This is a genomic window from Bordetella genomosp. 10, assembly GCF_002261225.1.
Classification (GTDB): Bacteria; Pseudomonadota; Gammaproteobacteria; order Burkholderiales; family Burkholderiaceae_B; genus Bordetella_C.
In genome coordinates this window covers 2432273-2449863 of record NZ_NEVM01000005.1, presented here as the reverse complement: position 1 = coordinate 2449863, position 17591 = coordinate 2432273, and the positions used below count along the sequence as shown (strand labels likewise).

At 62.1% G+C, this 17591-nt stretch carries 18 protein-coding genes and 1 pseudogene; 1 reads left to right on the top strand and 18 read right to left on the bottom strand.

The features are described 5' to 3' along the window. Positions 1-122 precede the first annotated feature (122 nt). From CAL29_RS27110 to CAL29_RS27030, 17 genes and pseudogenes are all read right to left on the bottom strand, one after another. Entirely contained in the window at positions 123-1673 is a 1551-nt protein-coding gene (locus CAL29_RS27110; RefSeq protein WP_094855994.1) for an MFS transporter, read from the bottom strand. Continuing rightward, positions 1670-2878 (bottom strand): aspartate transaminase, encoded by a 1209-nt coding sequence (locus tag CAL29_RS27105; protein WP_094856942.1) that lies wholly within the window; start codon positions 2876-2878, stop codon positions 1670-1672. Before CAL29_RS27105 ends, CAL29_RS27110 begins: the two co-directional genes overlap by 4 nt. 47 nt (positions 2879-2925) lie before the next feature. Beyond that, positions 2926-3768, bottom strand: coding sequence for a transporter substrate-binding domain-containing protein (locus tag CAL29_RS27100; protein WP_094855993.1), 843 nt, complete (start codon positions 3766-3768; stop codon positions 2926-2928). A gap of 54 nt (positions 3769-3822) precedes the next feature. Next, on the bottom strand, positions 3823-4557 hold the full coding sequence (locus CAL29_RS27095; protein WP_094855992.1) for an amino acid ABC transporter ATP-binding protein: 735 nt from the start codon (positions 4555-4557) through the stop codon (positions 3823-3825). Continuing rightward, positions 4541-5275, bottom strand: a complete 735-nt coding sequence (locus tag CAL29_RS27090) for an amino acid ABC transporter permease (protein ID WP_218831903.1) — start codon at positions 5273-5275, stop codon at positions 4541-4543. Before CAL29_RS27090 ends, CAL29_RS27095 begins: the two co-directional genes overlap by 17 nt. Then, a complete protein-coding gene (locus tag CAL29_RS27085; protein ID WP_094855991.1) occupies positions 5272-5973 on the bottom strand; it encodes an amino acid ABC transporter permease in 702 nt (233 codons plus the stop codon). The genes CAL29_RS27090 and CAL29_RS27085 overlap by 4 nt, the downstream gene beginning before the upstream one ends. 19 nt (positions 5974-5992) lie before the next feature. Continuing rightward, positions 5993-6763, bottom strand: coding sequence for a LamB/YcsF family protein (locus CAL29_RS27080; RefSeq protein ID WP_094855990.1), 771 nt, complete (start codon positions 6761-6763; stop codon positions 5993-5995). Then, entirely contained in the window at positions 6748-7158 is a 411-nt protein-coding gene (locus tag CAL29_RS27075) for a hypothetical protein (RefSeq protein ID WP_094855989.1), read from the bottom strand. The genes CAL29_RS27080 and CAL29_RS27075 overlap by 16 nt, the downstream gene beginning before the upstream one ends. Next, positions 7155-8168 carry a 5-oxoprolinase subunit C family protein gene (locus CAL29_RS27070; protein WP_094855988.1) on the bottom strand — a complete coding sequence of 338 codons (1014 nt, stop codon included), beginning with the start codon at positions 8166-8168 and terminating at the stop codon, positions 7155-7157. Before CAL29_RS27070 ends, CAL29_RS27075 begins: the two co-directional genes overlap by 4 nt. Then, positions 8165-8830: a 5-oxoprolinase subunit PxpB gene (gene pxpB / locus CAL29_RS27065; RefSeq protein WP_094855987.1), complete on the bottom strand. Its 666-nt coding sequence runs from the start codon at positions 8828-8830 to the stop codon at positions 8165-8167. Before pxpB ends, CAL29_RS27070 begins: the two co-directional genes overlap by 4 nt. After that, the gene (locus tag CAL29_RS27060) at positions 8827-10194 is read right to left on the bottom strand and encodes an acetyl-CoA carboxylase biotin carboxylase subunit (protein ID WP_094855986.1); all 1368 of its coding nucleotides are present in this window, start codon (positions 10192-10194) and stop codon (positions 8827-8829) included. Before CAL29_RS27060 ends, pxpB begins: the two co-directional genes overlap by 4 nt. Then, entirely contained in the window at positions 10187-10714 is a 528-nt protein-coding gene (locus CAL29_RS27055; protein ID WP_094855985.1) for an acetyl-CoA carboxylase biotin carboxyl carrier protein, read from the bottom strand. The genes CAL29_RS27060 and CAL29_RS27055 overlap by 8 nt, the downstream gene beginning before the upstream one ends. 79 nt (positions 10715-10793) lie before the next feature. After that, complete coding sequence (nac, locus tag CAL29_RS27050; protein ID WP_094855984.1) at positions 10794-11693, bottom strand: nitrogen assimilation transcriptional regulator NAC; 900 nt, start codon at positions 11691-11693, stop codon at positions 10794-10796. 189 nt (positions 11694-11882) lie between these two features. Next, positions 11883-12616 (bottom strand): annotated as a pseudogene (locus CAL29_RS27045) (amino acid ABC transporter ATP-binding protein). Beyond that, positions 12613-13293, bottom strand: coding sequence for an ABC transporter permease subunit (locus CAL29_RS27040; RefSeq protein ID WP_179284202.1), 681 nt, complete (start codon positions 13291-13293; stop codon positions 12613-12615). Before CAL29_RS27040 ends, CAL29_RS27045 begins: the two are co-directional and overlap by 4 nt. A gap of 10 nt (positions 13294-13303) precedes the next feature. Then, positions 13304-14038: an amino acid ABC transporter permease gene (locus CAL29_RS27035; protein WP_094855982.1), complete on the bottom strand. Its 735-nt coding sequence runs from the start codon at positions 14036-14038 to the stop codon at positions 13304-13306. Between the two features lie 84 nt (positions 14039-14122). Beyond that, the gene (locus CAL29_RS27030; RefSeq protein ID WP_094855981.1) at positions 14123-15019 is read right to left on the bottom strand and encodes a transporter substrate-binding domain-containing protein; all 897 of its coding nucleotides are present in this window, start codon (positions 15017-15019) and stop codon (positions 14123-14125) included. 588 nt (positions 15020-15607) lie between these two features. On the opposite strand from CAL29_RS27030, the gene CAL29_RS27025 reads away from it, so the two are divergent. Beyond that, on the top strand, positions 15608-16411 hold the full coding sequence (locus CAL29_RS27025) for a hypothetical protein (RefSeq protein WP_256977766.1): 804 nt from the start codon (positions 15608-15610) through the stop codon (positions 16409-16411). Here the strand turns inward: CAL29_RS27025 and CAL29_RS27020 are convergent. After that, the gene (locus tag CAL29_RS27020) at positions 16327-17409 is read right to left on the bottom strand and encodes a DUF4062 domain-containing protein (protein ID WP_094855980.1); all 1083 of its coding nucleotides are present in this window, start codon (positions 17407-17409) and stop codon (positions 16327-16329) included. The two genes, CAL29_RS27025 and CAL29_RS27020, sit on opposite strands and share 85 nt — an antisense overlap. Positions 17410-17591: the final 182 nt, after the last annotated feature.

Genomic DNA, 17591 nt, shown 5'->3' with positions numbered 1-17591 from the left:
TAAACATTAATAAAATCAATAACTTAGGTTTTTTTGGTGTCATTCCAGCGCCCGTAGATACCCGGACCGAGGAGCAGGTCCGCGCCGAGATCCACAGCCAGGCTTACGGAGAGCCGCAGCTTTTACCCAAGCTTGATCGCGGGCACCTTGCGCAGCATGTACAGCGCCCAGGCCCCCACTCCCGTCATTATGAATAGTCCGACGGACAACGACCGGCGCAGCGCCGCGCGGGCCAGTTCCACGGTCTCGGTGCTGTAGCGTCCCAGGGCGTGGTCCGCGCCGGGAATCAGTGCCTGGGGATTGCTGAAATAGGCCGCCGCTTCCGGCTGGTTCAGAATCGCGAAGTCGTGAGCGACTTGCGCGGAATATAGCCACGACAGCAGGGTCGCCATGACGGCCGCGCCTATCATGCCCCCGACCAGGCGCAGCGATTTCTGCATGGCGGTCGCAATGCCCAGGAATTCGTGCGGCGACAGCGACTGCGTGAACAGCGTCAAGTTGAGCATGGAGAACCCCAACCCCATGCCGCCCAGAATGGCTAGCCCCAGCAGGTGCCCGAAAGAGGCGTGCGGCCCGGCGATGGCGAAGCCCGCGGTGGACAGCGTCAGGGCGCCGAGTCCGAAGAACAGCAGCCAGTTGGGATGACGCAGTCGGATGACGATGCGGCCGTTGACGATGGCACCTATCGTCATGAGCAGGGCCAGGGGCGTGACGAGTATACCGGCCTCCCTGGGCGAGTAGCCGTAGCCGCCCTGAAATAGCAGGGGCAGGTAGAACAGCAGTACGTACATGAGGGCGCCGGCCAGGATGGCCAGGCAAAATAGCCGACGCAGACTTTCGGTTTCCAGGAACAGGCGCGGCGGCAGCAGCGCGTCTGTCGCGCGTTTTTCGCACCGGTACAGCAGCACGCCGGCAGCCAGCGTCAGCGCGCCCACGGCCGCGAGCTGGCCTTGGCGCCCCAGCGGCATCAGGTCGACGAACGTTTGCAGCGCGACCAGGAAGATAACGACCAGCGCGGCCCCGGTCCAGTCCACGCGTATTTTCCTGCCGTGGGACGGTCGGTAGAAAGGAATGAAGCGGCATGCCCAGAACAACGCCAGAGCGCCGAGCGGGACGTTGATGAGGAAGATGGAGCGCCAGCCGAACTGGTCGGTCAGCACACCGCCCAGCACCGGGCCGGTCGCGTTGGCGACGCTGGAGATGGTGCTGAGCATGATCTGCCAGCGCAGCCGCCGGCGAGTGTCGGGGAACAGCTCGGGGATGCAGGCGAAGGCGCTGCCGATGATCATCCCGCCGCCGATGCCTTGCAGTGCGCGCCCCAGCACCAGGCCCCACATCGAATCCGCCATGGCGCAGACCACGGAAGCTGCGGTGAACGTGAAGATGGCAGCTAGGATGAAAGGCTTGCGCCCAAAATAATCGCCAAGCCGGCCGAATACCGGGATGGCGATCATCGAGCACAGCATGTAGCTGGTGGCGACCCAGGCGTACAGGTCGAAGCCGTTCAGTTCCGCCACCATCGTCGGCAGTGCGTTGCCGACGATGGTTTGATCCAGGCTGGACAGCATCATGGACAGGGAGACCCCCATCATGGCGGCGAACGCCGGCCAGATTCCCAACTGTTCGCGGCGGTCGGCCTGCGTCAGGCCAAACCAGGACAGGACGGTGTTCATTGGAGTGCCGCGATAGCTCGCGCGATGCGCTTGCATCCTTCCTGAAGGTTTTCCATGGAGGTGGCGATGGACATCCGGAAATACGGCGACAGCCCGTAGGCCGAGCCGGCCACCAGCGCCACGTTCTCGGTCTCCAGCATGTACATCACCACGGCGTCGTCGTTGTTCAGCACGGCGCCGGCAGGCGTGCGTTTGCCGATCAGGGCGGCGCAGTTCACGTAGAGGTAGAACGCTCCGTCCGGGGTGCGGCACGACAGGCCGGGAATTTCGTTGAGCAGGCGCACCGTGGCGTCGCGGCGCGTCTTGAAGATTTCGCGGCTTTGCGCCACGAAGCTCTGATCACCGTCCAGGGCGGCCACAGCAGCCGCCTGCGACATGGAGGCGGTCGCGCCGGCGGCCTGGGATTTCAGCACGTTGATGGCACGCATCAGGTCGGCCGGGCCCGCGATGTAGCCGATGCGCCAGCCTGTCATGGCGTAGCTCTTGGATACGCCGTTGACGATCAGGGTGCGGTCGCGCAGATCGGGCGCCACGATCAGGGGATGCACGATGGGTTCCGCGCCGTAATAGAGGTGCTCGTAGATTTCGTCGGTCATCAACAGCACTTGTGGATGGCGGCGCAGCACGTCGGCTAAGGCAGAATATTCCTGCGCGGAGTAGGTCGCCCCGGTGGGATTGCAGGGCGAATTGATCATGAGCCAGCGCGTGCGCGGGGTGATCGCCGCTTCCAACTGATCGGGTGTGATTTTGAAACCGCTGGACTCGGGGCAGGCCACCACCACGGGCACACCGTCGCAGGCCAGGGTCATGTCGGTGTACGAAACCCAGTGCGGGGCCGGCACGATCACCTCGTCGCCGGGGTTCAGCGTGGCTCCCAGCGCGAGGTAGATCGCGGCCTTGGCGCCCGCGGTCACGATGATTTCCTGGGTCCCGTATTCCAGGCCGTTTTCCCGCTTGAGCTTGCGCGCGACCGCTTCGCGCAGCGCCATCGTTCCTCGGCCGTGCGTGTACCGGGTGTCTCCCTTCATGATGGCTTCGCATCCCGCCTGGCATATGTGGACGGGGGTGTCGAAGTCCGGCTCGCCCACCACGAGACTGATGATGGGGCGGCCTTCGCGCTTCAGGTCGGAGGCCCGGTCGGCGGCGGCGCCGCTGGGTGAGGGCTTGATGCGCTGGACGCGCTGGCTGGCGCAATTATTTTGCATGGTCATAGGGCGTGGAGAATGAAAAAAGGGCTGGAGGTTTCGGTCGATCAGGGCAGCGGCTCGAACTTGATGCTGGTGAGCGGAACCACCTTGTCTTCGCGCGGCATGTGGTCATAGTCGGCCGAGCTGCTGATCCACTTGGTCCAGAGCGCGTCCAGCACGCCAGCCCGCTCCCAGTCCTGCAGTAGGGAATTGACCTTGGCCAGCAGCGCCGGCTCGTTCTTCTTCATGCCGATCCCGATGGGTTCGAGCGCGATGGGTTCCTTGATGAGGGCTAGGCTTTCCCCGGTTTCCTTCGCTTTCAGTATGAGCTTGCGCGCCGTCATTCCGTTCGTGACGAACGCGGTAGTGTTGTTCTGGACGAGGGCCAGGTAGGCGCCGCTGATGTCCTGGTACGTGACGGGCGTGCTGCCAGTCAGGCGGATCGCCACCTCGCCGGTGGAGCCTTTACTGGAGGCGATACGCTTGCCGACGAAATCGGCCTTGCTCTTGCCGGCATCGGCGGCGTGCACGACCAGCATTTCCTTGGCGATGTAGTACGGGTCGCTGAATTGGATCTGCTCGCCGCGGGCCTTGGTGTAGGCCAGGTTGGCGATGGCGACGTCGACGTGCCCCATCGTGATGGACGGCACGCGCGCCTCGGTGGACAGCGGCTTGAGCTCGACGCCGACCTTCAGGGCTTCGCCGAGCTTGTTGCACAGGTCGACGTCGTGGCCGACTTGCGCGCGGGTGGCCGGGTCGGGAAACGAGAACGGCGGCGTGTTGTTCTGCACGCCGCAGATGAGCTTGCCGCGGCCGAGAATTTCCTGAAGCTGGTCGGCGTGGGCCGAAACGGGGGCTGCCAGGGCGAGCGCCACGGCGAGGGGAGCGAGAAAGAAGGTGGATCGCATGGCAGGTTCCGGAGAGTGGGTGAAGCGCTTGTGCGCGGGGGGCAGCGGCTGCAATCAGCGACGCAGTTCGGAAATGAACTTTTGCGCGCGGGCGTGGGCGGGACGTTGGAAGAACCGCTCGGGCGTGGAAACCTCGAGGATCTTGCCTTCGTCCATGAACCAAATGGCGTCGGCCACTTCCCGGGCGAAGCCCATTTCGTGGGTAACGCACATCATGGTCATGCCTTCCTTGGCCAGGTCGCGCATGACGGACAGCACCTCGCCGACCATCTCCGGGTCCAGCGCGCTGGTGGGCTCGTCGAACAGCATGATGGGCGGCGTCATGGCCAGGGCGCGGGCGATCGCCACACGCTGTTGCTGGCCGCCGGAAAGCTGCGCCGGATAGGCCTTGGCTTTATGGGTCAGGCCGACGCGATCGAGCAGGCGCATGGCCTGTTCGACGGCTTCCTTTTTCTTCAGGCCGAGTATCTTGGTCGGCGCCAGCACGATGTTGTCGAGCACGGACAAGTGCGGAAACAGGTTGAAGCTTTGGAAGACGAACCCGACCCGGCTGCGCAGCAGGTTCAGGCGCGCGTCGGAGCCGTGGATATCGTGCCTGTCGATCAGGATCTGGCCGCCCTGGATATCTTCCAAGCGGTTTACCGTGCGTATCAGGGTCGATTTTCCGGATCCGGAAGGGCCGCAGACCACCACGACCTGACCTTTATGTATGTGGCCGGACACGTCGGTGAGCGCGTGGTGCGCGCCGTACCATTTGTTGACGTTGAAAAATTCAATTAGCGGATACATCGGTAACCCCTTGCATGCCCTGCCGCTTGCGCACGATCCGCCGTTCTATCCACGCGACCATCTGGCTCAGCCCGACGCTGATGAAGTAGTAGCTGATGGCGAGAATGAAGAAAACGTGGAAGGGCCGGGTCAGGATCGTGTTGTTGATCTGGCTCGCGGCGGACGTCATTTCTTCGACGTTGATGACGTGCCCCAGCGTGGTTTCCTTGAGGATGTAGATGAATTGGCTGATGAGGCTGGGAAGGGTGTTGAAGAGCGCTTGCGGCAGCGTCACCCAGATCAGCGTCCGCCAGTACCCCAGCCCCAGCGAGCGGGCTGCCTCGCCCTGGCTAGGATGCAGGGCGAGAATGCCGCCGCGGATGATCTCGCAGAGATAGGTGCTCTGGTAAAGGACCAGCGTGCAGGCCATGACCGAGAAGCCGCTGATGCTGAAGCCGAGAAGGGCCGGAACGAGGAAGTACGTCCAGAACACGATCAGCAGCAGGGGGATGCTGCGCAGGAGGTAGATCCAGACCGTGGCCGGCCGCCGCACCCATGCCCAGGGGGAAAGCCGGGCGATGGCCAGCAGCAGGCCGACCGGTATGGCGAAGGCCATGGCGATGGTCGACAGAATGAGGGTATTGACGAGGCCGCCGAGGGGGCCGTACGGGTACTGTCCGATCAGCAGCAGCAGGCCGTATTCGCGCAGTATCGAGTAGAAATCCGTGATGAAGCTCATCGCGCCTGTTCCTTGCGGTAGCGGCGGGAGACCAGATCGCCGGCGAGCATCAGCAGCAGACAGAAGACCACATAGATGGCCGTGGCAACCGCGTAGATCTCGAAGGTACGGAACGTGGCGTTCTCGATTTCGCGTGCCACGTAGGTCAGCTCGGCCAGCCCCACGGCCATGCCCAGGCTGCTCGCCTTGAACAGCACGATGGTGTTGTTCATCAAGGCGGGGAACGCGTTGCGCACGCATTGCGGCATGATGATGTAGGCCATGGACCTGACGAAGTTGAATCCGAGGGCGCGGGCCGCCTCATGCTGGCCGGGGAGGATAGCTCTCAGGCCGCTGCGCAGGTCCTCGCAGAAATAGGCGGAAATGTAGAGGGAGAGCGCGATGGCGCTGAAGATAAACTCGCTGCCGATCTCCTGCAGGCTCTGGCGCAGGCCGGTCGGCAGCAGGGTGGAGATGCCGAAGTACCAGAACATCAGTTGCACTAGCACCGGTACGTTGCGGTGATACGAAATGAAGGCGTGCGCCAGGAACAGGAGCAGACGATTCTTGGATAGTCTGGCCGCGAGCAGCACCATGGAGAGCATCATGCCCGCTGTCCAGGACGCCGCCGATACGGCAAGTGTGACTTCGATGCCGTGCGCCAGGATTTCCAGGTTTCCTGGCGTCAGGACAGCCGCTAGGTTGAAAGAGATCGTCATGAATGGCCTGGTTCTGACGTCAGGCTGCGATCCGGGAGATCGGCGTCACGCGATGGCCGCCTTCCTCGATCAGCGCCCGCACTTTACCGGCCATCTCGACCGCGCCGGCGGTGTCGCCGTGCACGAGGATGGAGCGCGCCGAGATGCGTATCTTCTTGCCTTCGATGGTGGTGGCGGTGCCGTCGTCCAGGAACTGCTTCACGCGGTCCAGCGCCATGGCCTGGTCCTTGATCACCGCTCCGGGCAGCTTGCGGTTGACCAGCAGACCGTTCTCGTCGTAGGCGCGGTCGGCGTGAAAGACGGTTTCGACGCGCATGCCGCCGGCTTTGTCCGCAGCCTTGCGGATGGATGGGCTCATAGAGGACCGCAGGATCAGGGAGCGGTCGAAGGCGGCCACGGCCGCGACCAGCGGCACGGCCAGCTCTTCGTCGGCTGCGATCATGTTGCCCAGCGCGCCGTGAAAGCTCATCAGCGTGATGGGATGGCCAAGCATTTCGGCCATGCCGGCCAGCGCGGCCAGTTGGTACACTACATAGGCGGACAGCTCCTTCGGGTCGATGATCATGCGGCGCCGTCCGAATCCCAACAAGTCGGGAAAGCCGACGTGCGCGCCGTGGTCGATGCCGCGCCGCTTGGCTTCGAGGATGGTGCGCTGCATGATGACGGGATCGCCGGCGTGAAAACCACACGCCACGTTGGCTGACGAGATGATCTCCATCAGGGCTTCATCCTCGCCCATCTTCCAGGGACCGTAGCCTTCGCCAAGGTCCGCGTTCAGGTCGAAATCCATGTGTCAGTCCTTTGTTCCAACGGTTCAATGAAGGCGATCGTGTCGCCGTAGCCTACGACTGCCCCTTCCGCCAATTCACGCCTGGCGAGGCGGCTGTCCGTGGCGATGCGGACCGGCCGGATCAGCGGGCCGGCGACGATCCACGCGACGGCCCGCCCCGCGGGCAGCGATTCATCTTCCCGCGCGGATTCATCCAGGCGGTTAGGGTTGCGCCACGACAGCTTCCCTACCCACGGAGACAGGACGGCGATGCGGTCGGCGCGGAGGGCCCGCGGGACGCGTGAGCGAACATCGCGCTTGAGCACGATCTCGTCGTCGCTGTCGCGGCACGCCAATTCGCTCAGCCCATGGCGGGCCAGCAAGCCGGCCAGCCTTTCGATGCGGTCGAGGTTCATGCGTCGCGCTCCTGTCGTACAGGGCGCGGCAGTGGCGTTCGGGCGGCCTGACGCCGATGTAGTTCGATCAACCGGGCCGCGTGCCGGCGGTAGTCGACCACCTCGTCGCGCGCTGCGATGGCTTCGCCGTAGGAGACTTGCTGGAACGCGACGGAGCTGCCGATCGGGCATTGCCCCAGCCGCCAGAGGTCGGCTTCGATGATGGCGCCGAATTTCGCATATCCGCCGGTCGGCTGGGCGTCGCGCATTTGTACGATGGGCTGCCCTCCGTGCGGCACCTGGATCACGCCTGGTACGATGCCGTGCGAGCGCATTTCCAGCGGTGCGTGGGCGAGGATGGACGGCCCGGACAACCGGTATCCGTAGCGATTGCTTTGGGGAGTGATCCTCCAGGCGGCCGTCCAGAACGCATCGCGGCATTCGGGCCGGAATTCCTGATATTCCGACGCGGGCAGCACCCGCAGCAGCGGTACGCCGTCGCGCGTCAACGCCAGCCGCCGGGCAGGAGGCTCCAGGCCGAAATCGTCCACGTCGTCCGATGCCGCTTGCTCGGTGAGGGGGAGCCGGTCGGCCTGCTTCAGCGGCCGGCCTTCGAGACCGCCGAAGGCGCCGCGGATCTGTGTGCTGCGCGATCCCAGCACTTCGGGCACGGCGATGCCGCCGCCGACGACCAGATACGCGCGCGCGCCGTGGCGGGGGTGGTCGACCGTCAGCGTCTGGCCGGCGCGCGCCCGCATCACCCACCAGGGCGCGACGGGTTCGTCATCGAGACGGATGGGGGATTCGGCGCCGGTCACGGCAAAACGGCAGTCGGCGAGGAAGCGGACGACGAACGGGAACAGCGGCACTTCCACCGCCGCGGCCTCGGCCGGGTTGCCCAGCATCAGGTTGCCTAGTTCGACGGCCAGATCGTCCATGGCGCCGGACATGCTCACCCCATACCGCATGCAGCCGAAACGGCCGATGTCCTGCACGGCGCACAGGGGCATGGAAGAAAGGACTTCGATCATTCGGCCACCTCCAGAACGTGGAAGCGCACGCGGTCGCCCGGCTGCATGAGCGCGGGCGGAAAACGGGAGGGGTCGAAGAAGCGCTCGCCGGTGCGGCCGATGGCCCACCAGCCGGTAGGGCCGTTGGAGACCGAGAAGCTCGTTTGCGAGCCACCGATCGAGACCGAGCCGCCCGGATTGTCCAACAGGGGAACCTGGCGGCGCGGCGTGGCCAGGCGCGGGTCCAGCCCCGCCAGGTAGCAATGTCCAGGATGGCTGCCCAGTCCGTATACGGTATAGGTTTGCTCGCTGTGGACGCGCACCACGTCCATCGGCGTCAGTCCCGTATGGCTGGCTACGTGCGCCAGCCCCGGACCGTGCGCGCCGCCGTAGCGCACAGGAATGTCGTAGAGCCTGCCGTCGACCCGCAACGGCTCGCAGCGTTCCCAGAGTTCCAGCAGCGCCTGTTCGATCGGCTCCAACTGGCGGGGCGGTTCGCGATACACCAGCATGAGATTGTTCAGGCAGGGGATGGCCTCGCGCACTTGGGGCCATTGGCGCGCCTGTTCCGCCAAGGCCCAGACGCGCTGCTGCTTGGCGTCCTCCAGCGTGCCCGGAACCTCGAACAGCAGGGCCGTGGTGCCTAACGGCGTGACACGCGGCAGGGAGTCGACGGTGTTCATGCCCGCGCCTCCCCGGCCATCAAGCGCGGCAGGTTGGCCTCCAGGTAATGCACATCCTGGGGCGCTTCCAGAAAAGCGGGGTCGCGCAGGATGCTCGCATGCAGCGGCAGGGTGGTCGACACGCCCGACACCCGCATGTCGTCCACGGCTCGAGCCATGGCGGTCATGGCCTGCGCCCGCGTAGCGCCGTGGCACATGATCTTGGCAATCATGGAGTCGTAATAAGGCGAAATTGCATCGCCTTGCTTCAGATGCGTGTCGATCCGGCAATCCGGACCCGATGCGGGCAGGGACCAGTGCGCGATGCTGCCGGGCGTCGGCGCGAACGTCGCGGGATTTTCCGCGTTGATGCGGCATTCGACGGCGTGGCCTGAACAGACCAGCGCGTCCTGGCGCAAAGTCAGAGGTTCGCCGCGGGCGATGCGCAATTGCCATTGAACGATGTCGACGCCGTAGATCAATTCCGTGATGCCGTGTTCGACTTGCAGTCGGGTATTCATTTCGATGAAGTAGAACTCGCCGTCCTCGACCATGAACTCGAAGGTGCCGGCGCCTTCGTAACCGATTTCCCGGCAGGCCTTCAGGCAGGCCGATCCGATCCGCGCCAGTTGGTCCGCGGCGATGCCAGGAGCGGGCGCTTCCTCGACGACCTTCTGGTGCCGGCGCTGCATGGAACAATCTCGGCTGCCCAGCCAGACTCCGTTGCCGTGGCGGTCGCACAGGATCTGGATTTCGACGTGGCGCGGCCGGGCCAGGTATTTTTCCAGGTAGACCTCGGCGTTGCCAAAAGCCTGGAAGGCCTCTTCCCGCGTGGTGCGGATCGACGGGCGCAAGTCCGAGGGCTCATAAACGACCCGCATGCCGCGGCCGCCGCCGCCGCCCGCGGCCTTGACCAGAACCGGATAGCCGATGTCCCGGGCGATTTCGGCCACCCGGGGATCGTCGGGCTTCAGGGCCCCGTCGGAGCCTGGCACACAGGGGACGCCAGCCGCTCGCATGGCCTGCTTGGCGGCGATTTTGTCGCCCATGCGCGCGATGCATTGCTCGTTGGGGCCGACGAAAACCATGCCCGCCTGCGCGACGTCTCGGGCGAAATCCGCGTTCTCGGCCAGAAAGCCGTAGCCGGGGTGCACCGCCTGCGCGCCGAGTGTTTCGGCTGCCAACAGAATAGCGGCGCCGTCGAGGTAGCTGAACCGGGAAGCAGGCGGGCCGATGCACACGGCGGCGTCGGCTTGCCGCACGTAGTCGTAGCCGGCGTCTGCCTGGGAATGGACGACCAGGGTGCGCAGGCCCAGCGATCGGCAGGCCCGCTGGATGCGCACCACCACTTCCCCGCGGTTGGCGATCAGGACACGGTCAAACATGGTCGCCAATTTCCATCAGAACGTCGTCGACCTGGACTTCCTGCCCCGCCTCGACACGGATGGCGGTGATCACGCCGTCTCGCGGCGCCTGGACTTCATAGAACATCTTCATCGCTTCCAGCAGCAGCAGAGGTTGCCCTTGGCGTACGACGCTGCCCACCTGGACGAATGGCGCCTGCTCTGGCGCGGGCGTCAGGTAGACGATGCCGTACAGCGTCGCACGCACGGCCGACTGCGGGTCGGTGCCGTTGTCGCGCGCTGGCGCGCGGGAAGCTTCATGCCGGGCTGGAGACGTCGCGGGCAGATCGTGCGTGTCGACCTGAAGTGGCCCGGCGGGGGGCCTGGCCAGGTATACGCTATGAGCGCCCAGGGTGATGCGCAGTTCGGAGAGGTCCGTGCGCGACATCACTTCCGCCAGGCGTTCGATGGTCAGCTCGTCGAAGGGCCGGGCACTGTCAGGTTCAGTACGGACAGGCGTGTCTTTCGGAGAAACATCGGAGGAAGAGGCGTCTTTCGTCATGCATGGCAGTTTAGGAACCCGTCAAAAACTGCGCCAAGACACATCGCCTCTAACATGATAATTCGCTCTTATAGTGGTGTTATCCCTGAGCCAATTCGATCAGCGTGGTTTTCACGAACTCCGCCGCGCGGGTCAGCGGCTGAAGTTCCGATTGGCACAAGGCCAGCCGGGCCCGTCCGACGGGTTCGGCGATGGGGAAAATATCGAGCCGTTCATGGCCCTGGGCGACATCCCGCGCGACGGATTCCGGCAGGATCGACGCCGCAAAGTGCAGTCGCACCAGTTCGGCAAGCGTGGCCATAGAGGTGACTTCGGTGACCACGCACGGCTTTAGCCCCTGCCTTGAGAAAGAGTCGTCCACCAGCCTTCTCAGGAAATGGTTCTCGGCCGGCAGGGCCAGCCCGACATCGGCGAGAGCCGCGATGTCCGAAGCCGCGCAGGCATGCTCGGTCCTGTCTGCTACCAGGTACAGGGGTTCGTCGATCAAGGGCAGAAAAGACAAGCCGTGTGGTGGCTTCGCGCCATAAAGGCTGGTGCCAATGAGCGCCAGATCGGCTCGGCCGCTCAGGATCATCTCGCTCATGGGAATGCTGGAATTCTCGTTCACATAGAGCAGGATGCCGGGATGCCGGGCCCGCACCCTGCCGATCAAGGGAACGGCCAGGCGAGTCGCCATCGAGAACTGGGCCATGCCTATCGTGACGGAGCCGGTCAGGTGCGCGCCGGAATTCTGCACGTCTTCATAGGCGAGCCGGCTCTGCCGCAGAATAGTCTGCGCGTGCCGGTACAAGACCTTGCCAGCTTCCGTAGGAACGACGCCTTTCTTGCTCCTTATCAGCAAGGGCTGCTTGAGCTCACCCTCCAGGATGGACAACTGCTGGCTCAGCGCGGGCTGCGCGACATGCAGCACCTCGGCTGCCTGGTTCAGGCTGCCGAGGTCCACGCATTTCACGAAATATCTCAACCGGCGCAGATTCACGCCTAGTCTAAGCAAGATTCAAGCCAACTTGCGCGAGTCTTCAGCCGTAGTTGAAGACTCGCGCCCATCGATCCAAGGTTGCACCAGAATCATGCGCCGATACATCCCCGTAAGGGTGCGTCGATCGAAGGGGGTGCGAGGCAAGGGAGGCCGCGCGGCGCCACGGTCGTGGGGTTTGCCCCTGCAGAATCAATGCGGCAGGATCTTCGACAGGAACTGCCGGGCTCGTTCGCTGCGGGCGTCCAGGTCGCCGAAGAAAGCATCCTTGCCGCAGTCTTCGACGATTTCCCCGCGGTCCATGAAAATAATCCGGTCGGCCACCTTGCGGGCGAAGCCCATTTCGTGGGTGACGCACATCATGGTCATGCCTTCCTGCGCCAGTTCGACCATGACGTCGAGCACTTCGTTGACCATTTCGGGATCGAGCGCCGAAGTCGGCTCGTCGAACAGCATGCAGACGGGATCCATGACCAGGGAGCGGGCGATCGCCACGCGCTGCTGCTGGCCGCCGGAAAGCTGGCCGGGGTATTTATCGATATGCGCCAGCAGGCCGACGCGCTCCAGGCTCGCCATGCCTTTGCTGTTGGCCTCTTCGGTCCCGCGGCCCAGCACGGTTTTCTGCGCCAGCGTCAGGTTCTTGCGTACCGTCAGGTGCGGGAACAGCTCGAAGTTCTGGAACACCATGCCCACGCGGGCGCGCAGCTTGGGCAGGTCGGCCTTGAGGTCGGTTACCGATACGCCGTCCACTGTGATTTTGCCGCCTGCACCGGTTCCAGGCCGTTGACGGTCTTGATGAGCGTGGACTTGCCGGAGCCCGATGGCCCGCAGACGACCACGATGTCGCCTTTGGCGATGGTGGTGGAGCAATCGGTCAGGACCTGGAAGTTTCCATACCACTTGGAAACACGGTACATATTGATCATGCGGTATTTCTCCGGGCCAGGTAATGCACAATGCGCGACGTACCGAAGCAGACGACAAAATAGAAAAGACCGGCGATGACCATCATCTCGGCGACACGGCCGTCGCGTTCGCCTATGGTCTCGGCCGTCGTGAAGAAATCGGACAACGCGATCACGAAAACCAACGAAGAATCCTGGAACAGGACGATGAGCTGCGTGAGCAGCAGCGGAATCATCTTGCGAAAGGCCTGGGGCAGCACGATCTTCGTCACGATCTTCCATGGGCGCATGCCCAGCGAGGCCGCCGCCGCATATTGACCGCGCGGCACGCTCAGCACGCCGGCGCGAATGATCTCGCCGTAATAGGCCGCCTCGAACAGCGAGAAGCCCACCAGCGCCGAGGCCATGCGCATGTCCCAGGCTTGCGCGCCGGGGAAAAGGCTTTGCAGCATCTGCGGGACTACCAGGTAGAAACCCAGCATTACCATCGTCAGGGGAAGGGCACGGAACAGGTCGACGTAGCCCTGGGCGAGCAGCCGCAGGGGGCGCCACCGGCCCAGACGCGCCAGCGCCAGCAAGGTGCCGAAGAACAGGCCAGCGATCACGGCGGTGATCGTTACGCGGATGGTCACCGCCAAACCGGTCGCAAGACCTTGGAAGGTTGCGAGGGAGAGAAAGTCAAAGTGCAAACCAAGCACGGCCAACTCCTTATTTCACGGCGAAAGGCCCCGACAGGCGCAGGCGGTATTCAAGGCTGTTCATCATGACCATGACCACGGCGTTGATCAGCAGATAGCACGCCATCACCATCAGGAAGGACTCGTATGGCCGGTTGGTGTAATCGTTGAGCTGGTTCACGCGCGCGAACAAATCGTAGACGCCGACGGTGGCGGCGACCGAGGAATTCTTCACCAGCGCCGTCATCTCGTTTGTCAGCGGCGGCAGCAGGATCCGATAGGTGACCGGCAGCAGCACGTAGCGATAGGCCTGCAACTGCGTCATGCCCATCGCCAGGGCGGCGTTGCGCATCCCGCTCGGCAGCGACTCGATGCCGGCGCGTACCTGCTCGCAAATGCGCGAGGCGGTATAGACGCCCAGGCCCAAGGTGGCCGTGATCATCGCCGAGGTCTGCGGCTGTAATCCGAACAGCCAGTTGCGCCAACTTTCGGGCAGAAAATTGGGCACCATGTAGTACCACATGAAAAGCTGCACGATCAGCGGTATGTTGCGCAACACGTCCACATAGACCGTTCCGACGCCGCGCAGCAGCCGCGACGGCATCGTGCGCAGCACGCCCAGCACGGAACCGAGCACGAAGGCCAGGATCCAGGCCATGATGCTGATTTCGACGGTGGTTCGGAAGCCTTGCAGCAGCCAGTCCAGATACGTCGCGTTGCCGCTGGCTGGTTGCAGGAATATCGACCAATTCCATTGATACGACATGCGCCGCCCTTTGATGATGCAATATTGCCTATGCAGCCGGTACGTCTCCCCCGGGATGCGTACCGGCTGACGACATGATTCCTCTTACTGGAAGGGCGTGTCGTTCGGACTCTCGAAGGCCTTCTTCACCGTGTCGGACATCGGGAAGTCGAGCGTGACATTGCGCGGCGGGATAGGCTGCTGGAACCACTTGGCGTAGAGCTTGTTCATCTCGCCGGACTTCGCCATGCCGGAGATCACCTCGTTGACCAGTTGCTGCATCTGCGTATCGCCCTTCTGCATCATGCAGCCATAGGCTTCGAACGATTGCGGCGTCCCGACCACCACCCATTGCGCGGGATCGACGGCGGACGCGCGCGCGGCGTACAGGACCGCGTCGTCCATCATGTAGGCGACGGCGCGGCCTTGCTGCATCGCCAGGAAAGCCTGATTATTCTCGGGCATGGAAATGATGTGCATGTCCATGCTCTGTTTGGCGTTCAAGTCGGTGAGGAGGCGCTCGTCCGTCGAGCCGGCGATCGTCACGACATTCTTGCCCTTGAGGTCGGAGAAGTCCTTGATGCCCGATTTCGTGCTGGTGAGCAGGCGCGTGCCGATGGCGAAGATCGTGTCGGAGAAGGTGACCTGCTGGCCGCGCTCGCGATTATTGGTCGTCGAGGAGCACTCGTAGTTCATCGTGCCGTTCTTGATGAGCGCGATGCGGTTCTGCGAGTTGAAAGGCAGCTCGCGCACCTTCAGGTCGGGCATATTCAGCTTCTGCTTGATCGCATCGAGGATCTTCAATTCGATCTCGTACGAATAGCCGGTGTATTTGCCTGGACCTATCGAATAGTTGAATGGCGGCGACGATTCGCGCACGCCGACCGTGACGATGCCTGCATTCTTGATCTGCGCGAGTGTGCCCGTCAGCGTCTGTGCGTGGGCGGTGCTGGCGGCCGCGAAGACCATGCCCGACACACAGATCAGTTTCGATACTTTCATGCGACAACCTCTGAATTTATCCAGCATCCCCATGCATGAAGCACGCTGGCGACGAAAAACACAGCGGTATGGATAGCCGCTGTACCCTTCGATTTCAGAAAGCAAAACACATGCCAATGTGTGTGTGAGATGGTGCGGGCAATCCTGGATTCCGGGTGCGCATTGGCGTGTTCGGCGTGCTGTCAGCATCGACGAACCGGCATGGCGCGGTTACGCACCATCTTTGATCATTGAGGCCCGATTCTGGGACCACGGTGAGCGGGGCGTATGGCGGGGCGCGGTTTTCTTCTGGAGGGATGCTATCAAGATGCGTTTGCGCGAGGGCGTTAGTCTTGCTTCGAGGTTGGCTATGCGCTTCTTACTTCGCGCTGAAAGTTCGGTTTCTCTTTCGACGGTCTTGGTCGCGCATTAGCAGGCCGGTCCGCTCTCCCTGATCGATGGCTCTGACCAGGGTTACCGGGGTGACTCACCTTCTGTTGTCAGGAAGGAACGCGGGCGCTGATTTATAAAGACAGTCCGGGGCTTTTCGTTTGTTGTGCCCAGCGATCCTCCGGCTTTCTTTCCACGAAGCGCAACCGTGAATGAGCCATGACAGCGTTGTTGAATTCCTGCAGTGACGGGCTTCCCGGTGTGCACCGGATGGTGATCGTCGAAGGCATCATGGGATCGGGCAAGTCGACGACCATGCGGTTTATTGCGAAGCACCTTCAACAGTCAGGGCGACGGGCAGTACCTATCCACGAAAGGACAGATCCCCATCCGGTTCGCGCGACGGACGAACTCGAACACTGGTTCGAACCGTGGCGAGACACAACCCCTGCCGATCTCGCCGAGCGCGCATTGGCAAGATGGTCCGCGTTCGTCGAACACACACAATCAAGTGCAGAGATTCCGATATTGGACGGCCAACTTTTCCACGGAGACCTGACCCATCTGCTCTTGATGGAGGCCGATGCCGAGTTGATTTCTGGCTATGTACAGAAGTTGGCGACGGTCATCGCGCCGCTGGATCCGTTCATCCTGTACCTTTGGCAGGAGGATGTCGAAGCAGCCATTAGAACGATCTGTGCCGAACGCGGTGTCGAGTGGATCGACTACCAAGTCAAATGGAAACTCGCGTCTCCCTACTGTGTGCGTAGGGGCTATGTGGGGCTGGACGGGTTGATTTCCTTGTATCGCGATTACCGTCGACTTACTGATGACTTGTTTGAGGGGCTGCCGTTGGCGAAGCTTTCTATTGGCGGCCGCTACTCACGTTCAGGCGAGAGCGTAGGCCACCGGCTAGAACAAGCGGTTAGAACGTACTCTCAGACTTCCCTGGTAGCTCGCTTCTGCGTCGATGCTACCTCTTTTTCTCCAGCTTCCGCAGCAGTAACAGCCTTTGCTGCATAGGCTTCCAATCGCGTCGCTCGATCCAGCTTCAGAACTTCGCTTCCTTCTTGCGTCAGGGTCCAATACGTATCTGTGTCCGCCACCGAATGCTTCTTTTTGCTGGGCTCAACAAGATCTAGGCTCGCAAGATCCGCAAATAGTAACCTGACGTGATTGACAGCAATTGGGGCATTGTTCGAGGTACGCATTTCCTTATCTGGTTTGTTCAGCAGCGCCAAGTATATGGAAGCGTGATTGGTAGATGTTTCCACCATCATTTCAGGTGCGAGCTGAGAGAAAATCTCGAAAAGATTCGTTTCGACCTCGATGTCCCATGTGGATTTTCCATGCTCCCTGATCGCGAGCGTCGTTGGAATCGCCTGCAATGTTTCAATTCGCTGTTGAAGATGTGTTCGCCGGTCGATAACTTCTTGTTTGCGCGCTGCCTCGAGTTGTGCACGGAGTTCCGCATTCTCTCGCGAAAGGCGGGACAACTCCTGCGTCACTTCTGGTCCGGTTATAGCCGTCGCTCGAGTCCAGCCAATGCGAGGCGTAGTATTGAATGCCTTCATCAGTGCTATCGATACCCTACCGTGGAGATCGTCGGCTGTTTTCCAGAATCCGACCGGCCGTTGCTTCACCTTGGCCTTGAATTTGGTCAGAGCGGCAATTTTTTCTTCTTCTTTGTCAGTGTGCTTTGCAAGCGGGTCCACAGATGAATCAATTATAAAGCCAAGAACCGGAATGCCTTTGGAAACAGCATAGTCGAACTCCTTTTCCGTATAACTCACGCCGCCAGTGACGGAGCCGTACCGACTTCCGACGATAACTACGTAGTAGTCGGTCTCATCAATCTGACGGGCGATAATCTTCCATTGTTCCTCGTCGGCGGCGCTAAACATCTCCATTCCGACGGGAATGTGGCCCATCTCAAGAATTGCCTTTATGACTTGGGATCGCTCATCCTTTAAATCGTCGTAGGTCGAGCTGACGAACACTTGATACTTGATGGAAGACATTTTGAGTTTTCTCGGAAATACAAAGAAGCCTAAATTCGCGGCACATAGTCAGACAGAGCTATGCAGCCCAGCTTTGCGCCTTGTGTATTGAATATTACAACCCGTCCTCGCTACCTCCCCATGTCCGTGGTGACCAGTCAGTGAAAAATACTTTGGAGCGATAATCTGACCGGTTAATTCAG